The following is a 21,118-nucleotide window of genomic DNA, read 5'->3' as shown; positions in this document are numbered from 1 at the left end:
CAGCCCCAATAGGTTGTCAAAACAACCATAAGCCGTTAGGAAATAACCTTCATGCGGGTGAGTCGCAAGGCATTGAGTAGTACAGAAATCGAGCTCAGCGCCATCGCCGCTGCCGCAATCATCGGATTGAGTAGCCCAAACGCCGCTAACGGTATACCAAGACAATTATAGATAAATGCAAAAAATAGGTTTTGCTTGATATTACGCAGGGTTGCACGGGCAATTGTGACCGCATAATCGACATGTTTGAGCGACTCGCCCATTAGCCTTGCCGTAGCGCTATGTTTGGCAATATCGGTTGCGCCTTCTACCGCAAAACTTGCAGTCGCCGTTGCCATTGCGGGCGCATCATTCACCCCATCGCCCACCATTGCTACTTTTTTACCTTGTTGTTGTAGGCTATCAATTTTTTGCGCTTTATCACGGGGTGACAGCTCACCAAAGGCTTGGTTTGCTTTGACTTGTTGGGCGATAAAGTCAACTACCGACTGCTTGTCACCACTCATCACTATCACATCTAGATGATGGGCTTGCAGCGACGCAATCACCTTAACACTGTCTGGTTTGATCTCATCGGCTAGCGCAAAGGCTGCCACAGGGGTGTCATTGATACTTACCGCCACTTGACTGGCAATCTGCCAAACAGGATTGGCTTGGATAATCGCTGCAGGTAACTGAAGATTGGCAAAACTTGGCGTGCCGATTTTCACCCGCCCAATCGTGGCTACCTGTGCCTGTATCCCCTGCCCGAGCACTGTCTCTACATGGCTTATGGTAAATGCTGCTGGACTTTGAGGCGTATCAGTTTGCTTAGTGTAGGATTTGGCATAGTTCACTAGCGTGGTCGCAAGCGGGTGGTTCGCATGACGTTCGACACTGGCAACGAGCTGCAGCAGAGCTGCTTTATCTAAGTTAAACAGCTTTAGATTGTCATCTATCAGGTACGATGCAGATAATTGGGGTTTACCTTGGGTGATGGTGCCTGTCTTATCGAATACTACCGTATCAATTGCACCTGCCGCTTCTAAGGCTTGCGCATCTTTAAACCAAACCCCTGAGCGTGCTGCCACACCCATGCCCGCCATGATGGCTGCCGGCGTCGCCAGTCCCAATGCACAGGGGCAAGCAATCACGAGCACCGCCACCGCGCGCATGAGTGCCGTGTCAAACGCGCCTAAGAACCAATAATTGGCAAAAAAAGTCAACAAAGCGATGGCAACCACCACCGGCACAAAAATCCCCGCGACTTTATCGGCGATACGGGCGATATGGGCTTTACTGCCTTGGGCGTCGTTGAGCGCTTGTATCATATCGCCAAGCCGTGTTTGACTGCCTTTGGCGGTGACTTGGTATTCAAAGCTGCCGTTTTCTACCATGGCACCTGCCAGCACGGGACTACCCACTTTTTTGCTCAGTGGCACAGATTCACCCGTTAAATGGCTCTCATCACACCAGCCTTCGCCAGCGGTGACGATGCCATCCGTGGCAATGCGAGTACCTGCTTTAGCACGTAAAATTTGACCAGCTGTGACTTGCTCAAGGGGCAGGATTTGCCACTGCGCATCTTGGCTTTGCGGATTGGGGTTTTTAACTTCCACTTGCTCAGGGGTGAGCGCTAATAGTAAATTGATGCTATTTAGGCTATGTTTTTTGGTACGGGCTTCTAGGTACTTGCCCATTTTGACAAAGGCAATCACCATCACGCTGGCTTCAAAATACACATGGGGCATGCTATGCGCCATCCCATCATGCCCCATTTGGGCTGTGGTGTGCAGATAGCTTAACCAACTATAGGTTGAATACGCCCAAATTGTCAGTGTGCCGAGCACCACCAGCACGTCCATATTGGCAAGACCGCCTTTGATACTCGCCCAGGCACTTTTGTAAAACGGTATCGCCAAGCCAAACTGTACGATAGTTGCCAACACAAATTGTAGCCACAGCGGCGGCATCAGTGCGTGACTGCCTATCATCATGCCTGCCATGCCAATCAAAAAAGGCAGCAAGCAAATCCAGACCGCAATCAAGGTATAGGGCACTTTCTGCTCATAGGCTTCATGCGCAAATAGCGCGTTCTGCCGCTGTACTTTTGCCTCATAGCCCGTCTTTTTCACCCATGCTACAATCTGCTCAGCGTTGGTTTGTGAGGCATCAAACTGCACCTGCGCCACTTCATTGGCATAATTGACATCAGCTTGCACAATCGCAGGCTTTTTATTAAGCACTTTTTCGATGCGGCTGGCACAGGCTTGACAAGTCATGCCATCGATATCAAGAATGATTTGCTCAGTATGGGCGTTGTCTGACGCGTGTATCGATTGGGTAGTCATGATAGTGTCTGTCTTGTATGGAGTCCTTGTATGGTGTCTTTATGTGGCGTCTTTATACTACGTCAAAGCCAGCGTCTTCAATCGCTTCTTTAAGCGTGCTTTGTTGTACTTGGCCGTCATCAAAGTTGATGGTTGCGTTGTTATGGTCAAGACTGACATCGACAGATTGCACCCCTGCCACTTGATTGAGGGCATTGGTTACGCTTTTGACGCAGCCGCCACAAGTCATGCCTTCGATATTTAATGTGATGGTTTGGGTTGTCATACTACGCTCCTTTTTTAGGTGGTTTTAGGTGGCTATTTTTTTAATTAATGGGCTTGTTTGCTAAGCCAATCTTGCATTTGTTTGATTTCTGGCGTTTGCGCTTGTTTAATCTGCTTGGCGAGTGTTAGCATCGCTGGATTTTTACCATAGGTTTGCTCTATCGTTGCCATATCAATCGCGCCTTGGTGATGCGGTATCATACCCTTGGCAAAGGCAATATCAGGATTGGCGTCCATAGTCCCCTGCATCATGGCATCGTGGTTGCTCATGTCTTTTTGCTGATAGGCTTGCGTTATTTCTTTGGCATTACTCGCTGCTAGCTGACTTGATTCGTTCTTGTCCAACCAGTTTTGCATCACGCTGATTTCACTTTGCTGGGCATCGACGATTTTTTGCGCAAGGGCTTTCATCTCGGCATCTTTGCCATATTGCAGCTCCACTTTTGCCATCGCAATTGCGCCTTCATGATGCGGTATCATGCCTTTGGCAAACCCGACATCGGCATTCTTAGCTTGCACCCCTGCTGACATGGCTTGGTGCATTTTATTCATGATATCCATATAAGCCATGATATGCGGCGGCTGTGATTGTGACTGCGTATCCGCTGCCGAAGCCATATGATGCATTGACTGCGCTTGGGTCATGCTCGCATCAGTACTTCTAGCATCGGTACTCATTGAATCGGTACTTGATGCTGTCGTTGCAGTTTGGGTAGTGTCATTTTTTGTACAAGCCGTCATACCTAGCGCCAATGCCACCACCCATGACAAACCCATGATGTTATTCATATTAATATCCTTCAGGTTGATTTTTTACTTTCTTTGAAAAAAATATTGATTTATCACACTGTGGTATTACTATAAACCTTAACATTAGGTCAAGGTCAAGCAAAAAATGAATATTAATGAAGTCGCTAAATTGACTGAGTTATCGCCCAGACAAATTCGTGAGTACGAAAAACTCGGTTTATTACAGACCATCCAGCGCACGGACAGTGGTTACCGTGTCTTTAGCGATACCCAATTACAGCGTCTAAAATTTATCAAACATGCCCGTGATGTGGGATTTTCGTTAGCGCAAATTGAAGCGTTATTGGCTCTACAAGACAACAAGCAGCGTAGCAATGCCCAAGTCAAAGCATTAACCCGCAATCACATCGATGAACTAAGCGATAAAATACAGCGGTTACAATCAATGAAAACCACCCTGCAAGGATGGCATGATAGTTGTTTGGGAGATGGCTCGCCTACCTGTAGTATTCTAGAGGGCTTACAAGATGGCGTACAAGATGGCGTACAAGATGGTTCAGTGACCAAGCACGCTTGCCACATCGAGCGTAGCCACTGAACAAGCGATTTAGGAAAGTCTACCATCTTTTGCCAAATCACCCGCTAAAGTGCGATTGTTGGCAGGGTTGGCAGGTGCTTCAATCGGGAACGGCTCGGTGATATAGTCCACATTGGTCAGCGCAGCTTTGAAGGCAAAAACTGACGTCTGTGTATCATCAAAGCTGACAATCACGCGATGATTTTCAGGCTCAAGATGTACTGCCTGCACCCCGCCGATGGTGGTTAAAGCTTTCATGACTTCCTCATAGCCTGCAGGGTCATGAATGCCTTTTAAATCGTACGCGACTGTTTGAATTGCCATGGTTATTCCTGTATTTATGCTGTGGGTTATAAAATATTGTTCTAGTTCTATAACCTAGCACTATAACGTAGCCAAAAAAAGCCTCGTTATCGATTGATAACATTTTAATAACGAGGCGTTGCAAATTTGTGTTAAAAGGTCGAGTAAAAATTAGTGGGTATCTAACACCTCAAACCCTTTGACTAAGGTATCAAGCTGTTTTAACTGGGCTAAGAACGGCTCAAGCTGGCTCAGCCGCAGCGCACAAGGACCATCGCATTTGGCAACATCAGGATTTGGATGCGCTTCCAAAAATAACCCTGCCAATCCTGTTGCCATGCCAGCGCGTGCTAACGTGGTAATCTGTTCTCGGCGACCGCCTGCACTGTCTGCTCTTGCACCCGGCTGCTGCAAGCTATGGGTCACATCAAAAAACACGGGAACCTGCATTTTTTTCATGGTGTCAAAGCCAAGCATATCGACAACGAGATTGTTATAACCAAACGCACTGCCACGCTCGCACAAGATGATTTTATCATTACCAGCTTCAAGGCATTTATTGATGATATGCTTCATCTCATGAGGTGCCAAAAACTGCGCTTTTTTGACGTTAATAATCGCACCGGTTTTTGCCATCGCTGCTACCAAGTCGGTTTGTCGGCTCAAAAACGCGGGCAACTGGATAATATCCGCCACTGCTGCCACAGGCTCAGCTTGGTACGGCTCGTGTACGTCAGTGATAATGGGCACATTGAACGCTTTTTTGATATCGCTTAGCCAGTCGATACCTTTTTCCAGACCTGGACCACGAAATGAATACAAGCTTGAGCGATTGGCTTTATCAAAACTTGCCTTAAACACATAGCCGATATTTAAGCGCTTACAGATGTCAATATAACTTTCAGCAATTTCAAATGCCAAATCTTTGCTTTCTAGTACATTCATGCCGCCAAACAGCACAAACGGTTGATCATTGCCGATGGTGATATCATTGAGCTGAATATGGGATTGTGGTGTCGGTAAGTTAGTGGTCATAGGGCTCTCAGTATGTTGTCAAATTTTTTATTGATTGTCACTATAGCATAATTGGCTATAGGCAATGGCTAAAAACAAAAAACCACCTGTAACAGATGGTTTTGTTGTGCATCATAAATACTATTTTTTGGTTTGTTTCGCCGCTGCAACAAAGCTATTGAACAATGGATGACCACCGCGTGGCTGGCTGGTAAATTCTGGATGGAATTGTACCGCCACATACCAAGGATGATTGGCAATTTCTACTGACTCGACCAAATGCTGTTTGGCTGAATAACCAGAAATTTTCATGCCGGCATTTTCCAGCTGTTCGATATAGCGACCATTCATTTCATAGCGGTGACGATGACGCTCAGTAATCACAGGGCTGCCATAGATTTGACGCAGTTTGCTGTCTTCCACAAGCTCGGCTTTTTGGGCGCCCAAACGCATGGTACCGCCCAAGTCCGAGGCATCACTACGCACTTGTAGTTCACCTTTTTCATCAAACCATTCTGTAATCAAACCAATCAATGGCGCTTTGGTTTTTTTATCAAACTCTGTTGAGTTGGCATCTAAACCCAATACATTGCGCGCAAACTCAATGACGGCTAATTGCATTCCCAAACAAATCCCCAAATAAGGCACATTGTTTTCGCGGGCATAGCGAATTGCTTTCATTTTACCCAAGGTGCCGCGCTCACCGAATCCACCAGGCACAAGCACGGCATCAGCAGATTTAATATGCTCAAACAGGCTATCATCGTTTTCAAGTTTTTCGGCATCGACATAGTCAATATTGACTTTGACATTGTTTGCCACACCCGCATGTAGCAAGGCTTCATTGATTGACTTATAAGCATCAGGCAGTTCGACGTATTTACCCACCATTGCCACAGTTACGGTTTCTTGGGTATTTAACAAAGCTTGGGTAAACTGGTGCCAATCACTTAAGTCCGCCTCTGGGGTATCTAAACCAAAGCGTTCACAAATCAAATCATCTAAATGCTGGGCATGTAGGATACTTGGAATTTGATAAATGGATTTGGCATCTGGGCAAAGGATAACGGCACGTTGCTCAACATTGGTAAACGATGCAATTTTTAGGCGATTATCATCGCTAATCGCGTGCTCACTACGACAAATTAGCACATCAGGCTGCAAGCCAATGCTGCGTAATTCTTTGACTGAGTGCTGGGTTGGTTTGGTTTTGCTCTCGCCTGCACTCGCGATATAAGGCACGAGGGTTAAATGCATCAGCATGGCATTGTTGCGACCAAGTTCAACTTGCATTTGACGCACCGCTTCCATGAATGGCAAGCTTTCAATATCACCGACAGTACCACCGATTTCAATCATGGCAATATCGTAGCCTTCGCCACTGGCACGGATACGCGCTTTGATTTCATCGGTAATATGCGGAATGACCTGTATCGTACCGCCCAAATAATCACCGCGACGTTCTTTTTCAATCACTGCCGAATAAATACGCCCACTGGTAAAGTTGTTGCGCTGGGTCATTTTTGAGTGGCGCAAAAAACGCTCGTAATAGCCCAAATCAAGGTCAGTCTCTGCGCCATCTTCGGTAACAAATACTTCACCATGTTGAAATGGGCTCATTGTACCTGGATCAATATTGATATAAGGGTCCATTTTGGTCATGGTGACTTTCAGACCACGTGCCTCAAGAATCGCGGCTACCGATGCAGCGGTGATACCTTTGCCAAGTGAAGAAACGACACCGCCAGTTACAAAGATGAATTTTGTCATGTTATCTATTTCGCTCGTTGGTAAAAAAGAATTTTACTCGAAAATGCCTAGGTTTAGCAAAAAATTATTTTTATCAATAAATCGCTCACTCATAAAAAAATCCACTCATCGCTGAGTGGATTTTTTGATAGCAAATTCTAGTAAATATTAGAATTTGTATTCTAAACCTGCACCTAGACCAAAACCACTTGCATCTAGATCAGAACCATCTTCGCTAAATTCAATTTTGCTGTAACCGGTATATAGGTGACCAGTTGTTGCAGCATTAAAACCATATTTACCACCAACTACAAAACGTGAACCATCTAAGCCATCACGACCACTAATGTTTTTTACTATATCGCCTTGTGCGTAAGCTTTCCATTTTGTAGCAGGAATCGCGTATGAACCGCTTAGAGTAAATAAGTTCTCATTTTTATCTTTATCTAAATCTGTAACTTGATATAGTGCGCCTAATGTAGTAGCAGCATTTACATCAAATGCTCCACTTACGCGCGCAGTGCTGAAGTCGCTAGATTTGATATAGGTTGCACCTGCACGGAAAGGTTGGTTAGTTGGCTCATATTTTAAGCCTGCACCGAATGCTTCTGATTTAGTCCATAAATCAGTTGAATTTTTTTCTTCCATAACATACATGCCCATGAACTGAAGACCATTGTATGATGGAGAGAAGTAAGCAAGGGAATTGTTAGCGCGATTACCGTCCCAAAATGCCAAGAATTTTACTGTCTCGCCTTCGTCAACACCTAAAATATCTGCTGTTTCTTCATCAGCAGCTTCGACGCTGAAACCTGTGCTATAGGTGTCATATAGACTAACGGTTTGACCTGCGTAATTGATATTATCATCGATTGCATACAAACTACCAGCAACTAAAGTACCATATTGTTTGTTTGATAGACCAATATAAGTATCGCGTGAACGGAAGTTTCGACCTTTGTCCGCATCAACATCAATACCATATTCTAATTGATACACTAGGTCAGTATTGGCTGTTAATGCTTCCGCACCTTTAAAACCGATACGTGAACCTGTCACATTACTTGAACCTGAAGAATTTAGTTGAGTGGTACTATAATCTTTATCGATTAATTTATCACCATCTTTCTTTACTGTTAAGTTACCATCAACATAGTCAGTAGTTAACAGAATTTTACCGTAAACTGTTGGAGCAGCATGGGCAGCAGAAACTGAAAGTGCAGCGACGGCTGTGGCTAAAAGTAATTTTTTCATAGGTCATCTCTATCAGTAAAAACAAATTTTAGATAACTGGTGACTTGTCAGCACCACTACCTCTCCGAATAACCAAAGCAAGAAAACTATTACTTTGATTACTCTTAATAGCGTCAACTATTAATTGTATAAATCTAGCAATAAAGTTTGAATATATTTACAATTTCTTCTTACTAATTACTAAAAACATACTTCTAACTACTAGGATAACAATTTTGAAATATTTTGCAATATTTTGCAATAGTTTTTACAATTTTTATATCATTTGTGATTTATTTTTAATCAAATTGATAATTGTTGATTTTTGTCAAGATAATAGCGAACGTCATTTTTCCAATAAAAAAGCTAACTAAAGAATTAGTTAGCTTTTACAGCAATCTAAAAGTTAGATATATTAGAATTTGTATTCGATACCCGTACCAACGATAGTTACATCTTTGAAGTTATCTGCTTTAACTTGTCCAGCATAGATGTGACCAGTAGTTGATTTATTGAAGGCATACTCGCCACCTACAGCAACTTCTGAGCTATCATTGTCACCAAAATCAGTGTCGATATATTGGGCTTTCGCAGTCCATGGTGTATTAGCAATAGCATATTTACCAGAGATTAACCAAGTTTTAGCATCATCATTCTCGTTGAATAAATCAGCATTTTGGTATAACGCACCCAAGGTCAGACCCTGCACCATGTTCATTTTGCCCATGTCTACGGTGCCCGCTAAACGCCATGCTGTATCTTCAACATTTATGTTATTGTCATAACCTGCGGCTAAATAAACACCATTTTGATCATAAACCAATGAAGCAGAATAACCGTTCGCACCTTCATCTTTTTCGGTAGTAGGACTGTCAGTATCTTTGTCAACTTCAGACAAGTTAACAGCCGCTGTAAAAGTCACTGGCATACCAACGATAGTTGGTGATTTATAAGCCACGACATTGTTAACACGGTTTTCACCTAGGTTGGTATACCCACGTGGACCGGTAGTATCAATACTCAAAGTAGCAGAATTAGCATTGAATACGTCGGCATTGCCTTTAGCCAATTTAAATGGGGTGTCATGACGACCCGCAATTAAAGTACCTAAAGTGTTGTGGGCTAAGCCGATATAGGTATTACGTGAAGTAAACTGGGTACGGTCATCATCTGGGCTTACACCGTATTCTAATTGATAAACCAAGTTAACAGTGTCAGTTAACTCCTCGCTACCTTTAAACCCAATACGTGATGCATTTGAGTTTAGTTTGACTGTACTTTCGTCACTAGGTGCTGAAGTTGCAGTAGCATTGGCACGGTAGTTATCATCGTAATTCGTATCAGTGTAGTCAGCTGTCAAAAATACTTTACCATATACAGTAGGTGCAGCATGGGCAGCAGAAACTGAAAGTGCAGCGACGGCTGTGGCTAAAAGTAATTTTTTCATAGGTCCCTCTATCAGTAAAAACAAATTTTAGATAACTGGTGACTTGTCAGCACCACTATCTCTCCGAATAACCAAAGCAAGAAAACTATTACTTTGATTACTATTAATAGCGTCAACTATTAATTGTATAAATCTAGCAACAATCCTAGCAATAAATTACATTACCATCATTTTTGTTACTAAATTCATACTTCTACCTTATAGAATATCAATTCTGAAATATTTTGCAATAGTTTTTTTAATTTTTACGTGATTGTAAGTTTATTTTTAATCTTAGTGACATAATATTCTTTCTAGTATTAAATCATATTTTTTTTAATTAATTTTTTAGCGTTAATGAAAATAAAAAAGCTAACTAAAAAATTAGTTAGCTTTTACGATAAACTAAGAGCTAGATATATTAGAACTTGTATTCAATACCTGTACCTACAATCAAGTCATCTTTGTTATTGTCACGGCTGATTTGCCCTGCATAGATGTGACCGGTTGTGGCTTTGTTGAATGCATATTCTCCACCAACTGCGATTTCATTTACATCAGCATCTTTTACGCCTTTTTCGTCAGTGGTATTAACATATTGTGCTTTAACTGCCCAAGGTGTTGCACCAACTTTATATTTACCACTAATTAGCCAAGATTTTTCATCTTCACTGGCTTTGTTAACGCGGTTGTTGTTAACGATGCTATAATTATCGTAGTATTGGCTTTGTTGGTATAGAGCACCTAAAGTTAAGCCCTGCACCATATTCATTTTGCCCATGTCTACACCAGCAACCAAACGCCAAGTATTATCGATAGTGCCTGTATTTACATTATTAGCACCCATGTCTTTATCATAGGCACCACCTAGATAAAGACCATTTTGGTCATAGGCTAATGATGCAGAATAACCGTTATCTTTTACTTTTCTATCACGATAGACCGCAGGCTTCGTACCAGATGCTGCGGAAACGAGAATATCACCATCTGTATCAGTTTCAGATAATGCAGTGGCTGCCATAAAAGTAATTGGCATTCCCACCAGTGCAGGTGACTGATATGCTAATACGTTGTTAGCGCGGTATTCCCCTGATACGCCCGCATTTCCCATATCAAATAAGGTGTCATTAAATACGTCAACTTTGTTTTGTACAAGTTTCAATGGGGTATCATGACGTCCCGCTAGTACAGTACCTAAAGTGTTGTGGGCTAAGCCTACATAAGTATTACGTGATCTAAACTGTTGGCTATCGTCATCAGGGTTGATTTGATATTCTAATTGATAAATAAGTTTAGTGGTGTCAGTTAAATCGTCGTCACCCTTAAAACCGATACGTGATTGATTAGAGGTAAGTTTAAATGTATCTTCATCTGTCTTGTTAGCTGCATCGTAGTCTGTACTAACATAATCTAAGGTTAAAAATGCTTTACCATATACAGTTGGCGCAGCATGGGCAGCAGTGATTGAAGCTAGAGCGATAGCAGAAGCTAGAGCGATTTTTTTCATAAGGATTTCTCCACAGTATCCTAGGTGAAACTACACAGATGCGTAGCAATTCTTTTGTATAGATAGATTTTGCCAACAATTTGTTACAAAACAATGAAACAGTTAACAGAATCTAAATTTAATTGTGAAATTGGAGTAATTCACTCTGAAAAATTTTGCAATATTTCTATGCCATAAAAAAACCACCAGTTACAAATCTGATGGTTTTTTGAATGATTGATATGTTTGAATAGCTAAAATCTAGTTAGCTTTGAGATTAAGGCGGGCTTGATGTAACAATGGCTCAGTATATCCGCTGGGTTGTACAGTTCCTTTGAAGATAAGATCGCGAGCCGCATTGTATGCCCAAGTATTGTAGTCATTTGCCATTGGGATATAGGCTGGATCGTCTTTGCTTTGCTCATCGACCATTTTTGCCATACGCTTTAACACATCATCGACTTGCTCAGGCGTGACAATACCGTGCTCTAACCAGTTGGCGACGTGTTGACTTGAAATACGTAAGGTAGCACGGTCTTCCATCAAGGCAACGTCGTCAATATCTAGTACCTTAGAACAACCAACGCCTTGGTCAACCCAGCGCGCTACATATCCTAAAATACCTTGAATGTTGTTTTCCAGCTCGGCAGTTTTTTGCTCGTCTGTCCAGTTGGTATCCGTAGCAAGTGGCACGGTCAAAATGTCATCTAGTTTGGCAGGCTCGCGGTCTTTGATATTATCTAACACGTCCATGACGTTGGTTTCATGGTAGTGCATGGCATGAAGCGTCGCGCCTGTTGGTGATGGTACCCAGGCACAAGTCGCGCCTGACTTTGGATGATTGGACTTGGTGGCAACCATTTCTTTCATGTTGTCAGGTTTTGCCCACATACCTTTACCTATTTGCGCTTTACCAGGTAAGCCTAATTTGACGCCCATGTCTACGTTCCAACGCTCATAAGCATTGAGCCAATCGGTATTTTTCATGTCGTTTTTACGGACAAAGGGACCCGCTTTCATACTAGTGTGCATCTCATCACCGGTACGATCCATAAAGCCTGTGTTAATAAAGATAACGCGATTTTTAGCAACGCGGATACATTCTTTTAAGTTAACGGTAGTACGGCGCTCTTCATCCATGATACCGACTTTTAAGGTATTCTCGGGTAGGTCTAACGCTTTTTCTACTGCAGAGAATAAATCCACCGTAAATTGCACTTCTTCTGGACCGTGCATTTTTGGTTTTACGATATACATTGAACCTGTGCGTGAATTGCTTAAGCTGTTTTTACCCAAGATATCTGGCAGGCTACACAGTGGTGTGATTAGCGCATCCATGATACCTTCATAAATTTCTTCTTGTTTGCCGTCAAAATCGACTAAAATCGCGGGGTTGGTCATCAAGTGACCGACGTTACGAATCAGCATCACTGAACGGCCGTGCAAGGTAACTTTACCACCATCTGGTGCGGTGTATTCACGGTCGGGGTTCATGGTACGTGTGGTTTGTTTGCCATTTTTTTCAAAGCTGTCTTTCAGGTCGCCTTTCATCAAGCCAAACCAGTTGCGATATACTTCTACTTTCTCTTCAGCGTCAACGGCAGCGACTGAGTCTTCACAGTCTTGAATAGTGGTAACCGCGGCTTCCATCAAGACATCTTTGATGCCTGCAGGGTCATCTTTACCCACATGGCTTGATGGGTCGATTTGGATTTCGGCATGTAGGCCGTTATTTTTCAGTAAAATACCCGTTGGATTGGCCGCGTCGCCTAGGAAACCTGCAAATTTTTCTGGCTGGGCTAGTGAGGTGGTTTTGTCACCTTGGCGTATCACTAATTTACCGTCTTCAACTTTAAAACCGGTGACGTCAGCATATTGACCCTCAGCTAAGGCAAAGTTGGCATCCAAGAAGTTTTTGGCGTATTTTACGACTTCGGCACCACGAACAGGGTTGTAGCCTTTGCCTTTTTCTGCACCATTGGTTTCATCGATGACATCGGTACCATATAGCGCATCATACAAGCTGCCCCAACGCGCATTTGCTGCGTTTAGCGCATAACGGGCATTGCGTACAGGTACCACCAACTGTGGGCCTGCGATATGGGCGATTTCGTCATCCACGTTTTGGGTCTCAACCAAAAAGTCATCGCCTTCTGGGACGATGTAGTTGATGTCTTTTAAAAATTGGGTATAAGCCGCTTTGTCGATTTGACCGTTGCTAGCGGGGTTGTTGTCATGCCAGTCATCGATTTGGGTTTGAATCTCGTCACGTTTTGCCAACAATGCTTTATTACGGGGTTGGAATGTTTGGACAATTTTTTCAAAATCTTGCCAATATTTTTCGTTATCGATGCCTACGACTGGTGTAACTTCATTGGCAATGAAGTTATAAAGCTGTGTATCAATCGCTAGACTACCCTTTTGAACGCGTTCTGACATGGCATTTTTCCTTATGTTTTGACCTAAAATAGCAAAAAATTCACATTTGATTATACGAACATCATTTATAAAAATAAAGAAATAAAAACTATTTATTTTTTAAATAATCGTTATATATAAATTTTTGTGCTAAGGGTTTTATCGCTGATTTTTGGTAAAATATCACTTTATTAACTTGTGAATAAGTGAGTAACCCCTTGTCAAATTCCGCTCTTATCAATAATCCAGTACAAACGGACAGCAGTTTTGATGACTTAGCCGTCATTGACTTGGATAACGATAACTCTGTCTATCAGCCAAAACCCATTGATATCACCCCTGTTTTGGCTTTTTTGGGTTGTACGACGTCGGATAAATGGCTAAAAGCTGCGATGGCAGATTTGTCGACCATCATCCAAGATCATGCCAATTGTGAAAAAAAAGCCGCAGGCACCGCGATGAATTTGATTTTTCGCTATATGTCGCATACCGAGCTGCAGTTAAAGCTTGCTCAGCTGATTCGAGAAGAAATGCTCCATTATGAGCAAGTGATGGGATTGATGGCAGAGCGTGGACAAGCATGGCAACATATTGCTGCAGGTCGCTACGCTGCAGGTATGCTCAAACATAAACGCACTTATGAGCCGCAGGCGATGATAGACACTTTAATTATTGGTGCTTTCATCGAAGCCCGATCGTGTGAACGTTTCTGGGCACTATCACAAGTGATTGAGGATGAGCGTTTGGCAAAATATTATCGCTATTTGCTAAAATCAGAAAGTCGCCATTTTGAAGATTATTTGGCATTGGCGCAAAGTATCAGTGACGAGCCCATTGATGCGCGGGTGGCGTTTTTTCGTCAAGTAGAAGCGCAGCTCATCAATGAACCCGATGATGAATTACGCTTTCATAGTGGGGTACCCAGTTGGGTTGCGTGAGGTTGGATTGCGTGAGGTTTTTGTAGACTGTAACGATAAAAAAAGCTAACCATCAAATGGGGTGGATGGTTAGCTGTTATGGTTAGCTATTAGAATTTAATCCTTAAACTGACTCACTGCCACTTACTCTCACTCACTACCAACGCTTGGAATAGAGCCATCAGGATTTATAGTGCGTTTTTGGGCATTTTCTGGGGTAGTATAAAGATTGCGCTCGTTAATGGTATCGCTTTTTAGCTGTTCATTACCAACCGCGTCCCTACCAAGGGTATGTTCATTGACATTATCGTCAAACGCTTGTCCCGGTTGGTTACGACGATCGACGAACTCGGCAGACTTATCGCCTAAGTTAACGTGTTTGGTTTGTGCTTCTGGTGAATTCATGGTCATTCCTTTTTGGGTATCAACGCAATAAAATGCTTAGACCTAACTTAGTCACATCGAAAATTAGTGATCTCGGTCAATATCTACGCTACCATCTGATAACGTATGCAGTGAATTTTCTGCATTAAGATTGGCTTGGGCAGTTTGCTGCAATCTCTGCGCTTCTTCATCAGAAATACGTGCCACATTCTCATCCGATAATTCGCCATTCGCCACGTCTTCTGCGGATTGGACTTTTACCGCCGCTTGTGGGGTATTGTCAAAAATATCGGGCGTTTCCATTGAGGGTGACATGCCTGTAGTCACACCATCCCCTGATTGGTGGGTGACACTGTCTTCTACTGTGACGGCTTGCGGGGTCACAGCAACACCCGTTTTTGGGTCTACAATTTCTACGTTATTTTGATTTTGCATTTTTTATTCCTTTAATTAATTGTTATCGCTCAATAAGTTATTATTTTTATCAGTTGATCTGCATAAATTAGTCAATCAAAATTGAATGATTAAAAGCTTGGTATTCAAAAGTCTAACAATTAAAATTCTAGTGGTTGTCAGTACGCAATGACCCGTCAATAAAAGGGGTATTTTCACTTTTTTCTAAGTCTTGTGGCTCACCTTTCACGCTATTTTGTTTATCCAAGTTTTCTGATAATTGACTGGGATCTACATTTTCTGTCGCTTTTTGAATCTCGGTTTGGTTGCTTGACTGATTCTGTGATTGATTTTGTGCTTGATTCTGTGACATGGTAATTTTCCTTATGTTTTTTATTAGTATCAATTCAAGTCAAAGATTTTAATCAAAGACTTTTAAATAGAGCGCGATTAAATTTATGTAAAAAAATAGCCAATTCAATCGCTTTCACACTTTTGCTTTTATAAGTTTGATAGTAGCAAATAAAGCCAGTTTGTGATAAGTATTCGCGTAACAAGCTGTTATCACTATGTGATAAGTGTTTAGCTGTGTGAAATTTTGGCAGATTTATTACTATTCGGTAAATTTTGAACGCTGCGTGTAAATCAGCGCAATAATCAACAAAAAAACCGCCATCTTCTATAGATAGCGGTGCAATTAACTCAAAACTCGTGATTAGGAAAATTAGCTTTTTCTGGTGATTTTGATCAATAAATAATCTTGCGCCGAGAATGCTGCTTCACCTTCACGAGGGGTAATCGCTCGCCATGTACCTTTGGCATCAAGCTCCCATGCATTGACATTGTCTTTTAGGTAATTGTGCAAATCTTCCATAATGCGTTTGAAGACGACGGGGTCTTCAATGGGGAAAGCCACTTCAACACGGCTAAATAAATTGCGATCCATCCAGTCTGCACTGGCGCAATATAAACGGTGAGTACGTTTGCCATTAGCATTGGGATTTTGATGCCCATTGGCAAAATAATACACGCGGGTATGCTCCAAAAAACGCCCAACGATAGAGCGCACGGTGATGTTGTCGGATACGCCGGGTAATTGCGGACGAATACAACACATCGAACGAATAATCAGATTGACTTTAACGCCTGCTTGCGATGCTTCATATAGCTTGTCAATCAATAGTTTTTCGGTCATCGCATTGACCTTGATAATGATATGCGCCTCTTTGCCTGCTTTGGCATGGGCAATTTCGTTGTCGATAAAACCCATGAGTCTGTCATGCAAGGTGAAGGGGGCGTGCAGTAGTTTTTGCACTTTGGCTGGCTTGCCCATGCCTGTGAGTTCGTTAAATATTTTATGCACATCTTCGGTGATTGCTTCATTGGCGGTAAATAGACCATAGTCGGTATAAGCTTTGGCATTGCCCGCATGGTAGTTGCCTGTACCCAAATGCACATAGCGGCGAATTTTATCTTCCTCACGGCGCACAATCATCATCAGCTTGGCGTGGGTCTTGTAGCCTACGATGCCATACACCACCACTGCCCCAGCCTGCTGCAGAAAGTTTGCTACTTCAATGTTGGATTTTTCATCAAAGCGCGCACGCAGCTCAATCACGGCAGTGACTTCTTTGCCTTTACGCGCAGCTTCAGCCAACGCTTGGACAATTTCAGAGTTTGTCCCTGAGCGATAAAGGGTCTGTTTGATGGCTAATACATGGGGGTCATTGGCGGCTTGGCGCAAAATGTTGACCACAGGTGAAAACGAATGAAACGGGTGATGCACCAATACATCTTGCTTACGAATGGCATGAAATACGTTTTCATTTTTATCCAAGCTATCACGGCGAAACGCTTTGGGAATGGCATGATTAAACGACTGATAACGCAAATTTGGGATTTTAAAATCAAACAACAAACGCGTCAGATTGACAGGACCATTGACACGGTATAGTTGCTCTTGGCTTAAACCAAACTCATCAAGTAGATAATCCACCATCGGTTGTGGGCAATAGGTGGTCACTTCTAAGCGCACTTTGGCACCAAATCGACGGTTTTCCAATTCACCTTCCAACGCTTTCGCCAAGTCTTCGACATCATCGGATAAATCTAAATCGGCGTTACGGGTCAAACGAAATTGGTGGCAGCCTGTGACCGTCATGCCAGGGAATAAGTCTTCGATATGCCCATGAATCACTGCGGTGAGCATGATGTGATGTTCTTTACCACCTGTCAGTTCATTGGGTAAGCGAATAACCCGCGGTAAGCTTCGAGGTGCAGGGACAATCGCCATGTTAATATCGCGACCAAAGCCATCTTTGCCCTCTAAGCCCACCATAAAATTCAAGCTTTTATTGACCAATCTAGGAAAAGGATGTGCAGGGTCAATACTAATCGGCGTCAGCACGGGCGCGACTTGCTCAGCAAAGTATTTTTTTACCCAGGCGGCTTGCTCTGGGGTCAATTCATCACGTTTTAGGTAGCGAATGTCTTGCTCCGCTAGTGCAGGCAGAATTTCATCATTTAAAATGCGGTATTGCTTATCCACCGCATGATGGGCGATTTCAGAGATATATGACAAAACCTTACTGGGACGCATACCATCGATACTGCTCACCACATCGCCCATTTGTACTTTTTGCATCAAGCCTGCGACACGGATTTCAAAGAATTCATCTAAATTGGATGAAAAAATGATCAAGAAAAACAGTCGTTCAAGCAGTGGGTGGCGGGGATTGGTGGCTTGGGCGAGTACCCGCTGATGAAACTGTAACAGTGACAATTCACGATTAAAGTACAGCTCATTATCGTTTTGTTGGTATTCAAACACGTTTGGGTAGCAAATGCTGTTAAATCCTAGTATCGGATTGATTTGTGGTTCATACTCTTCGCTAGTTTGGTCGTGTTTGGCAGTGTTTGGCATAGCACAGTCCTTCTATAAAAAATCATTTTTAACAGTGTAATGTTTTAACCGCTTAGCGATAGATGCGTTTTTTGACTACTCAGTGTCAGGCAAATCTGCCGCACCCATGCGCCGTAGAATGATTTGGGTTTTGTTAAGCAGACGGCGGTCATTACGGTTGTCTTCAAAATATTTGGGATTAGGTAGCATAGCAATCAAAGATGCGGCTTGTCGCTTTGTCAAATGCGCTGCCGACTTATGGTAGTAGTGCTGAGCGGCTGCTTCAATGCCATAGACGCCTTTGCCAAACTCTGCGACATTGAGATAAGCAAGCAAAATCCGCTCTTTGGTCCACATGTTTTCAATCATCAAGGTAATTAACGCTTCTTCGCCTTTGCGAAAATACGAGCGATTGGGGTATAAAAATAAATTCTTGGCAAGCTGTTGGCTAATGGTTGAGCCGCCCGCGCTGATAGCCCCCGCTTTTTCATTTTTCTTAATCGCATTCTCAATGCCCTGCACATCAAAGCCAGCGTGATTGACAAAGTTGGCATCTTCGCTGGCAATCGCCGCCCGTTTTACATTCACCGAAATTTGATTATCATCCACCCAGGTCTGACTGACAGGGGCAAAATTGCCCAAGCGATACAGTATCATGAACATGCTGTTGTTGATAGGCTGGGTTTTCCAAACAACCAATAAGGCTGCAACTATTACATGAAACGCAACAAAGCAGGCAATAACGATAAGCAAAATACGCTTAAACCACCCCTCAAACCCGATACCGCGGTTGGTGGGTGGTAAAGCTGTGTTGACAGTTTTGGGCTTTATCGACATTTTGGTAGCAGGTTTCTTGGTAGCGAGTTTGGTCACGGTGTATTCCTAGCGGCGGGGGCAAAAGCAGCGATGGCTTAAGCTAAAAATATAACGTATTATGGCATTTTTGGCTATATGCTAAGGCAGAATATGTCCGACTTCGACGCGCAAAACATGACAAATCCGCACGATTACATTATGGTTGACCCAACTACTTGGCGATTATATGGCACAGTGGGCTGTCATCTGTGTGAAATCGCTGAAAGCTTATTGCTGCAAGCACAAGCCGTTGCCGATATACGCTGGCAGTCGATTGATATTGCCGAGTTACCAGAACAAGAGATGCTGGAATTTGCTGATAAAATACCTGTGTTGGTCACCGCTAACAAGACGTTATATTATCCTTTTTCCATCATGGATATTATGGCGTTAAGCTGAAAAGCCAATATAGATTATTGGCATAATATTAAAAATTTAATTCATTATGTCTTGGCAAATTTTTTTATCATCAGCGCCATGCCCCTAGCTGCGGATTTTCTTGGGCAGTGACGCGCGCTGAGGTCAGGATGCGCTCAAAGCCATTAATTTTCCGCAATTCAAAACACGGTTTCTTTCCCACCTGCTTCATCGTCAAAGAAATGGTAAGGTAATGATTAGTAGTTTAACGATTAGTAGTATAAACCTTAGAGGACACGTGCGTTCTCTACCTTCTTTTGGCTTAGGATAAAAAATAATTCGCTACCCTGTCTAGGCTTAATTGAATTATAGCAAGGCGCCAGTTTATCAATGGTGAAAAACTGCTGAAACAATGTTTCATATTCTTGCTTGTCGCCACCAAACGGTGGATTGCTTTCAAAATGCTTATCTAGCAACAAGCCCACCAATTTACCCGTGGGTTTGAGGAGCTTTTGCATTTGCTTGGCATAATCGCTGCGTCTACTGGGGTCAATCGCGCAAAAAAACGTCTGCTCAATAATATAATCAAACTGATACTGCGCAGGGTCTAAGCCAAAAAAATCCGCTTGTAGCAAGTGCGTTTTGGGAAAACTGGGATAGCGCTTGGCAAAATTATCCAAAGGGAGATTGGCAAAATCCACCACATAAACATGGCTAAAACCTTGTTCGTGAAGATAGCCTGCTTCGTAGGCGTTGCCCGCCCCAGGGATTAAAATCTGCACCGATTTACTCACGCCGTTGTCGAGTAAATGCTCGATATAGGCTTGCAGGGGTGGCGAAATTTTACCGATGTCCCACCCAGTATAGCCATTATCATAGCGTTTTTGCCAAAATTCGGCGTCGTTGACCGAGTGTTCAGTTAGCGTGTTGTTATCTTCCATGATTGCTGCTCCTGATAGTTTTTTAGGCTTTTCGAATGGTTAAAATTTGCTCGCTTCGACCAAATGCGCCGTGTGCGTCATGCAGCACGCTACTGGTCAGACCTACGCCATCGCCCCCAAATTGTTGCACGGTCTCAAGCCCCAGCCAACGCCCAACGGGCATACGGTGCAGATGGATTTGCAAATCTAAATTGGGGAAAAACCATTCAATGGTATTGGGTTGGTGAATACGCGGTACCACGCCATTGGCGGTATCGACCATACCCATCAAATGCACAAAGTCGGATGTGGGCGGTACTTGACCGTTTTCTTCGACCATGTCGATATCGGTATTGATCCACACGATGCCGTCGCCTTGGCGGTTGTCGGGGTCAGCTTTAAGATAAATACTGTCGATATAGCCACCACCCCAATGCTTCATGCCGTCCCAGTTCGGATAGCTTTCTGGATGACCGATTCGCTCATCTTCCAGCCCAGCAATCTCTGATGTGTCGCTGGTTTGCATACGCCACGCGCGGGCAACGATACAGGTTTTGCCATTGGCCGCCATGGTGGTTTCGATCAGTTCGATAGTGCGACCCGGACGGATGATGTGGGTGGTCACGCTAACATCGCCAAAATGAATCAGCCCAAAAATATCCAGACTGATGCGCCCGATACGCATATCACTGCGCGGTTTGAATTGTTCAAGCTCGTAAGCCAACAGTCCGGTCGCTGCCGCCATGTGTTGTTCGTTGTCATTCCATGCGCCTTGGCAGTGGATATTGCAGCGGTAGTTTGATGTGGTGATATCATCGGTCATGGTGCGGTCAAGCAGTG

General features: G+C 43.2%; 20 protein-coding genes. 3 read left to right on the top strand and 17 right to left on the bottom strand.

Annotated elements, in window-relative coordinates; genetic code table 11:
* Nucleotides 1–35: 35 nt before the first annotated feature.
* From H9W84_RS02385 to copM, 3 genes are read right to left on the bottom strand one after another with little or no spacing between them, the layout of a single operon-like run.
* Nucleotides 36–2,330: a heavy metal translocating P-type ATPase gene (locus H9W84_RS02385; protein ID WP_239741511.1), complete on the bottom strand. Its 2,295-nt coding sequence runs from the start codon at nt 2,328–2,330 to the stop codon at nt 36–38.
* A 52-nt stretch (nt 2,331–2,382) separates the two neighbouring features.
* Entirely contained in the window at nt 2,383–2,595 is a 213-nt protein-coding gene (locus H9W84_RS02380; RefSeq protein ID WP_007116106.1) for a heavy-metal-associated domain-containing protein, read from the bottom strand.
* Nucleotides 2,596–2,639: 44 nt separating this feature from the next.
* Nucleotides 2,640–3,383: a CopM family metallochaperone gene (copM, locus tag H9W84_RS02375; RefSeq protein ID WP_239741510.1), complete on the bottom strand. Its 744-nt coding sequence runs from the start codon at nt 3,381–3,383 to the stop codon at nt 2,640–2,642.
* A 106-nt stretch (nt 3,384–3,489) separates the two neighbouring features.
* Between copM and H9W84_RS02370 the strand changes: the two genes are divergently transcribed.
* Complete coding sequence (locus H9W84_RS02370) at nt 3,490–3,942, top strand: MerR family DNA-binding protein (RefSeq protein WP_065253197.1); 453 nt, start codon at nt 3,490–3,492, stop codon at nt 3,940–3,942.
* A 9-nt stretch (nt 3,943–3,951) separates the two neighbouring features.
* On the opposite strand, the gene H9W84_RS02365 is transcribed toward H9W84_RS02370, so the two are convergent.
* From H9W84_RS02365 to H9W84_RS02335, 7 genes are all read right to left on the bottom strand, one after another.
* The gene (locus H9W84_RS02365; protein ID WP_007116109.1) at nt 3,952–4,245 is read right to left on the bottom strand and encodes a heavy-metal-associated domain-containing protein; all 294 of its coding nucleotides are present in this window, start codon (nt 4,243–4,245) and stop codon (nt 3,952–3,954) included.
* 150 nt (nt 4,246–4,395) lie between these two features.
* Nucleotides 4,396–5,259 carry a 3-deoxy-8-phosphooctulonate synthase gene (kdsA, locus tag H9W84_RS02360; RefSeq protein WP_007116110.1) on the bottom strand — a complete coding sequence of 288 codons (864 nt, stop codon included), beginning with the start codon at nt 5,257–5,259 and terminating at the stop codon, nt 4,396–4,398.
* 120 nt (nt 5,260–5,379) lie between these two features.
* The gene (locus H9W84_RS02355; protein WP_239741509.1) at nt 5,380–7,008 is read right to left on the bottom strand and encodes a CTP synthase; all 1,629 of its coding nucleotides are present in this window, start codon (nt 7,006–7,008) and stop codon (nt 5,380–5,382) included.
* Between the two features lie 147 nt (nt 7,009–7,155).
* The gene (locus H9W84_RS02350) at nt 7,156–8,241 is read right to left on the bottom strand and encodes a porin (RefSeq protein WP_239741508.1); all 1,086 of its coding nucleotides are present in this window, start codon (nt 8,239–8,241) and stop codon (nt 7,156–7,158) included.
* 394 nt (nt 8,242–8,635) lie between these two features.
* Complete coding sequence (locus tag H9W84_RS02345; RefSeq protein ID WP_239741507.1) at nt 8,636–9,667, bottom strand: porin; 1,032 nt, start codon at nt 9,665–9,667, stop codon at nt 8,636–8,638.
* 400 nt (nt 9,668–10,067) lie between these two features.
* Nucleotides 10,068–11,153 carry a porin gene (locus H9W84_RS02340; RefSeq protein WP_239741506.1) on the bottom strand — a complete coding sequence of 362 codons (1,086 nt, stop codon included), beginning with the start codon at nt 11,151–11,153 and terminating at the stop codon, nt 10,068–10,070.
* Between the two features lie 240 nt (nt 11,154–11,393).
* The gene (locus H9W84_RS02335) at nt 11,394–13,571 is read right to left on the bottom strand and encodes a malate synthase G (RefSeq protein WP_239741505.1); all 2,178 of its coding nucleotides are present in this window, start codon (nt 13,569–13,571) and stop codon (nt 11,394–11,396) included.
* Nucleotides 13,572–13,840: 269 nt separating this feature from the next.
* Here H9W84_RS02335 and H9W84_RS02330 point away from each other — a divergent pair, with 269 nt between their 5' ends.
* Nucleotides 13,841–14,488 (top strand): MiaE family protein, encoded by a 648-nt coding sequence (locus H9W84_RS02330; RefSeq protein ID WP_275579745.1) that lies wholly within the window; start codon nt 13,841–13,843, stop codon nt 14,486–14,488.
* Between the two features lie 129 nt (nt 14,489–14,617).
* Here H9W84_RS02330 and H9W84_RS02325 read toward each other — a convergent pair whose 3' ends face one another.
* The 5 genes from H9W84_RS02325 to mtgA all read right to left on the bottom strand — a co-directional run bounded on the left by H9W84_RS02325 (nt 14,618) and on the right by mtgA (nt 18,983).
* Nucleotides 14,618–14,872, bottom strand: coding sequence for a hypothetical protein (locus H9W84_RS02325; protein ID WP_007116118.1), 255 nt, complete (start codon nt 14,870–14,872; stop codon nt 14,618–14,620).
* 63 nt (nt 14,873–14,935) lie between these two features.
* A complete protein-coding gene (locus H9W84_RS02320; protein ID WP_096488495.1) occupies nt 14,936–15,286 on the bottom strand; it encodes a hypothetical protein in 351 nt (116 codons plus the stop codon).
* Between the two features lie 127 nt (nt 15,287–15,413).
* Nucleotides 15,414–15,617, bottom strand: coding sequence for a hypothetical protein (locus tag H9W84_RS02315; protein ID WP_076774916.1), 204 nt, complete (start codon nt 15,615–15,617; stop codon nt 15,414–15,416).
* 351 nt (nt 15,618–15,968) lie between these two features.
* Nucleotides 15,969–18,167: a polyphosphate kinase 1 gene (ppk1, locus tag H9W84_RS02310; RefSeq protein WP_239741504.1), complete on the bottom strand. Its 2,199-nt coding sequence runs from the start codon at nt 18,165–18,167 to the stop codon at nt 15,969–15,971.
* Nucleotides 18,168–18,242: 75 nt separating this feature from the next.
* Nucleotides 18,243–18,983, bottom strand: a complete 741-nt coding sequence (mtgA, locus tag H9W84_RS02305) for a monofunctional biosynthetic peptidoglycan transglycosylase (protein ID WP_275579744.1) — start codon at nt 18,981–18,983, stop codon at nt 18,243–18,245.
* A 129-nt stretch (nt 18,984–19,112) separates the two neighbouring features.
* On the opposite strand from mtgA, the gene H9W84_RS02300 reads away from it, so the two are divergent.
* Complete coding sequence (locus tag H9W84_RS02300) at nt 19,113–19,400, top strand: glutaredoxin family protein (protein WP_239741502.1); 288 nt, start codon at nt 19,113–19,115, stop codon at nt 19,398–19,400.
* 245 nt (nt 19,401–19,645) lie between these two features.
* Here the strand turns inward: H9W84_RS02300 and H9W84_RS02295 are convergent, their stop codons facing one another.
* Nucleotides 19,646–20,299 carry a methyltransferase domain-containing protein gene (locus H9W84_RS02295; RefSeq protein ID WP_239741501.1) on the bottom strand — a complete coding sequence of 218 codons (654 nt, stop codon included), beginning with the start codon at nt 20,297–20,299 and terminating at the stop codon, nt 19,646–19,648.
* Nucleotides 20,300–20,321: 22 nt separating this feature from the next.
* Nucleotides 20,322–21,101 (bottom strand): thioesterase family protein, encoded by a 780-nt coding sequence (locus H9W84_RS02290; RefSeq protein ID WP_409418191.1) that lies wholly within the window; start codon nt 21,099–21,101, stop codon nt 20,322–20,324.
* Between the last annotated feature and the right edge of the window lie 17 nt (nt 21,102–21,118).

It is taken from the genome of Moraxella tetraodonis (assembly GCF_022359095.1).
Lineage (GTDB): Bacteria > Pseudomonadota > Gammaproteobacteria > Pseudomonadales > Moraxellaceae > Faucicola > Faucicola tetraodonis.
The sequence above is the reverse complement of the archived record's forward strand: the minus strand, read 5'-3'. Positions and strand labels throughout refer to the sequence as shown.

What these genes read in the sequence shown, in the direction of transcription:
- H9W84_RS02385 (WP_239741511.1), bottom strand. Translation starts at nt 2,330, where the DNA reads ATGACTACCCAATCGATACACGCGTCAGACAACGCCCATACTGAGCAA.
- H9W84_RS02380 (WP_007116106.1), bottom strand. Translation starts at nt 2,595, where the DNA reads ATGACAACCCAAACCATCACATTAAATATCGAAGGCATGACTTGTGGC.
- copM (WP_239741510.1), bottom strand. Translation starts at nt 3,383, where the DNA reads ATGAATAACATCATGGGTTTGTCATGGGTGGTGGCATTGGCGCTAGGT.
- H9W84_RS02370 (WP_065253197.1), top strand. Translation starts at nt 3,490, where the DNA reads ATGAATATTAATGAAGTCGCTAAATTGACTGAGTTATCGCCCAGACAA.
- H9W84_RS02365 (WP_007116109.1), bottom strand. Translation starts at nt 4,245, where the DNA reads ATGGCAATTCAAACAGTCGCGTACGATTTAAAAGGCATTCATGACCCT.
- kdsA (WP_007116110.1), bottom strand. Translation starts at nt 5,259, where the DNA reads ATGACCACTAACTTACCGACACCACAATCCCATATTCAGCTCAATGAT.
- H9W84_RS02355 (WP_239741509.1), bottom strand. Translation starts at nt 7,008, where the DNA reads ATGACAAAATTCATCTTTGTAACTGGCGGTGTCGTTTCTTCACTTGGC.
- H9W84_RS02350 (WP_239741508.1), bottom strand. Translation starts at nt 8,241, where the DNA reads ATGAAAAAATTACTTTTAGCCACAGCCGTCGCTGCACTTTCAGTTTCT.
- H9W84_RS02345 (WP_239741507.1), bottom strand. Translation starts at nt 9,667, where the DNA reads ATGAAAAAATTACTTTTAGCCACAGCCGTCGCTGCACTTTCAGTTTCT.
- H9W84_RS02340 (WP_239741506.1), bottom strand. Translation starts at nt 11,153, where the DNA reads ATGAAAAAAATCGCTCTAGCTTCTGCTATCGCTCTAGCTTCAATCACT.
- H9W84_RS02335 (WP_239741505.1), bottom strand. Translation starts at nt 13,571, where the DNA reads ATGTCAGAACGCGTTCAAAAGGGTAGTCTAGCGATTGATACACAGCTT.
- H9W84_RS02325 (WP_007116118.1), bottom strand. Translation starts at nt 14,872, where the DNA reads ATGAATTCACCAGAAGCACAAACCAAACACGTTAACTTAGGCGATAAG.
- H9W84_RS02320 (WP_096488495.1), bottom strand. Translation starts at nt 15,286, where the DNA reads ATGCAAAATCAAAATAACGTAGAAATTGTAGACCCAAAAACGGGTGTT.
- H9W84_RS02315 (WP_076774916.1), bottom strand. Translation starts at nt 15,617, where the DNA reads ATGTCACAGAATCAAGCACAAAATCAATCACAGAATCAGTCAAGCAAC.
- ppk1 (WP_239741504.1), bottom strand. Translation starts at nt 18,167, where the DNA reads ATGCCAAACACTGCCAAACACGACCAAACTAGCGAAGAGTATGAACCA.
- mtgA (WP_275579744.1), bottom strand. Translation starts at nt 18,983, where the DNA reads ATGTCGATAAAGCCCAAAACTGTCAACACAGCTTTACCACCCACCAAC.
- H9W84_RS02300 (WP_239741502.1), top strand. Translation starts at nt 19,113, where the DNA reads ATGTCCGACTTCGACGCGCAAAACATGACAAATCCGCACGATTACATT.
- H9W84_RS02295 (WP_239741501.1), bottom strand. Translation starts at nt 20,299, where the DNA reads ATGGAAGATAACAACACGCTAACTGAACACTCGGTCAACGACGCCGAA.
- H9W84_RS02290 (WP_409418191.1), bottom strand. Translation starts at nt 21,101, where the DNA reads ATGACCGATGATATCACCACATCAAACTACCGCTGCAATATCCACTGC.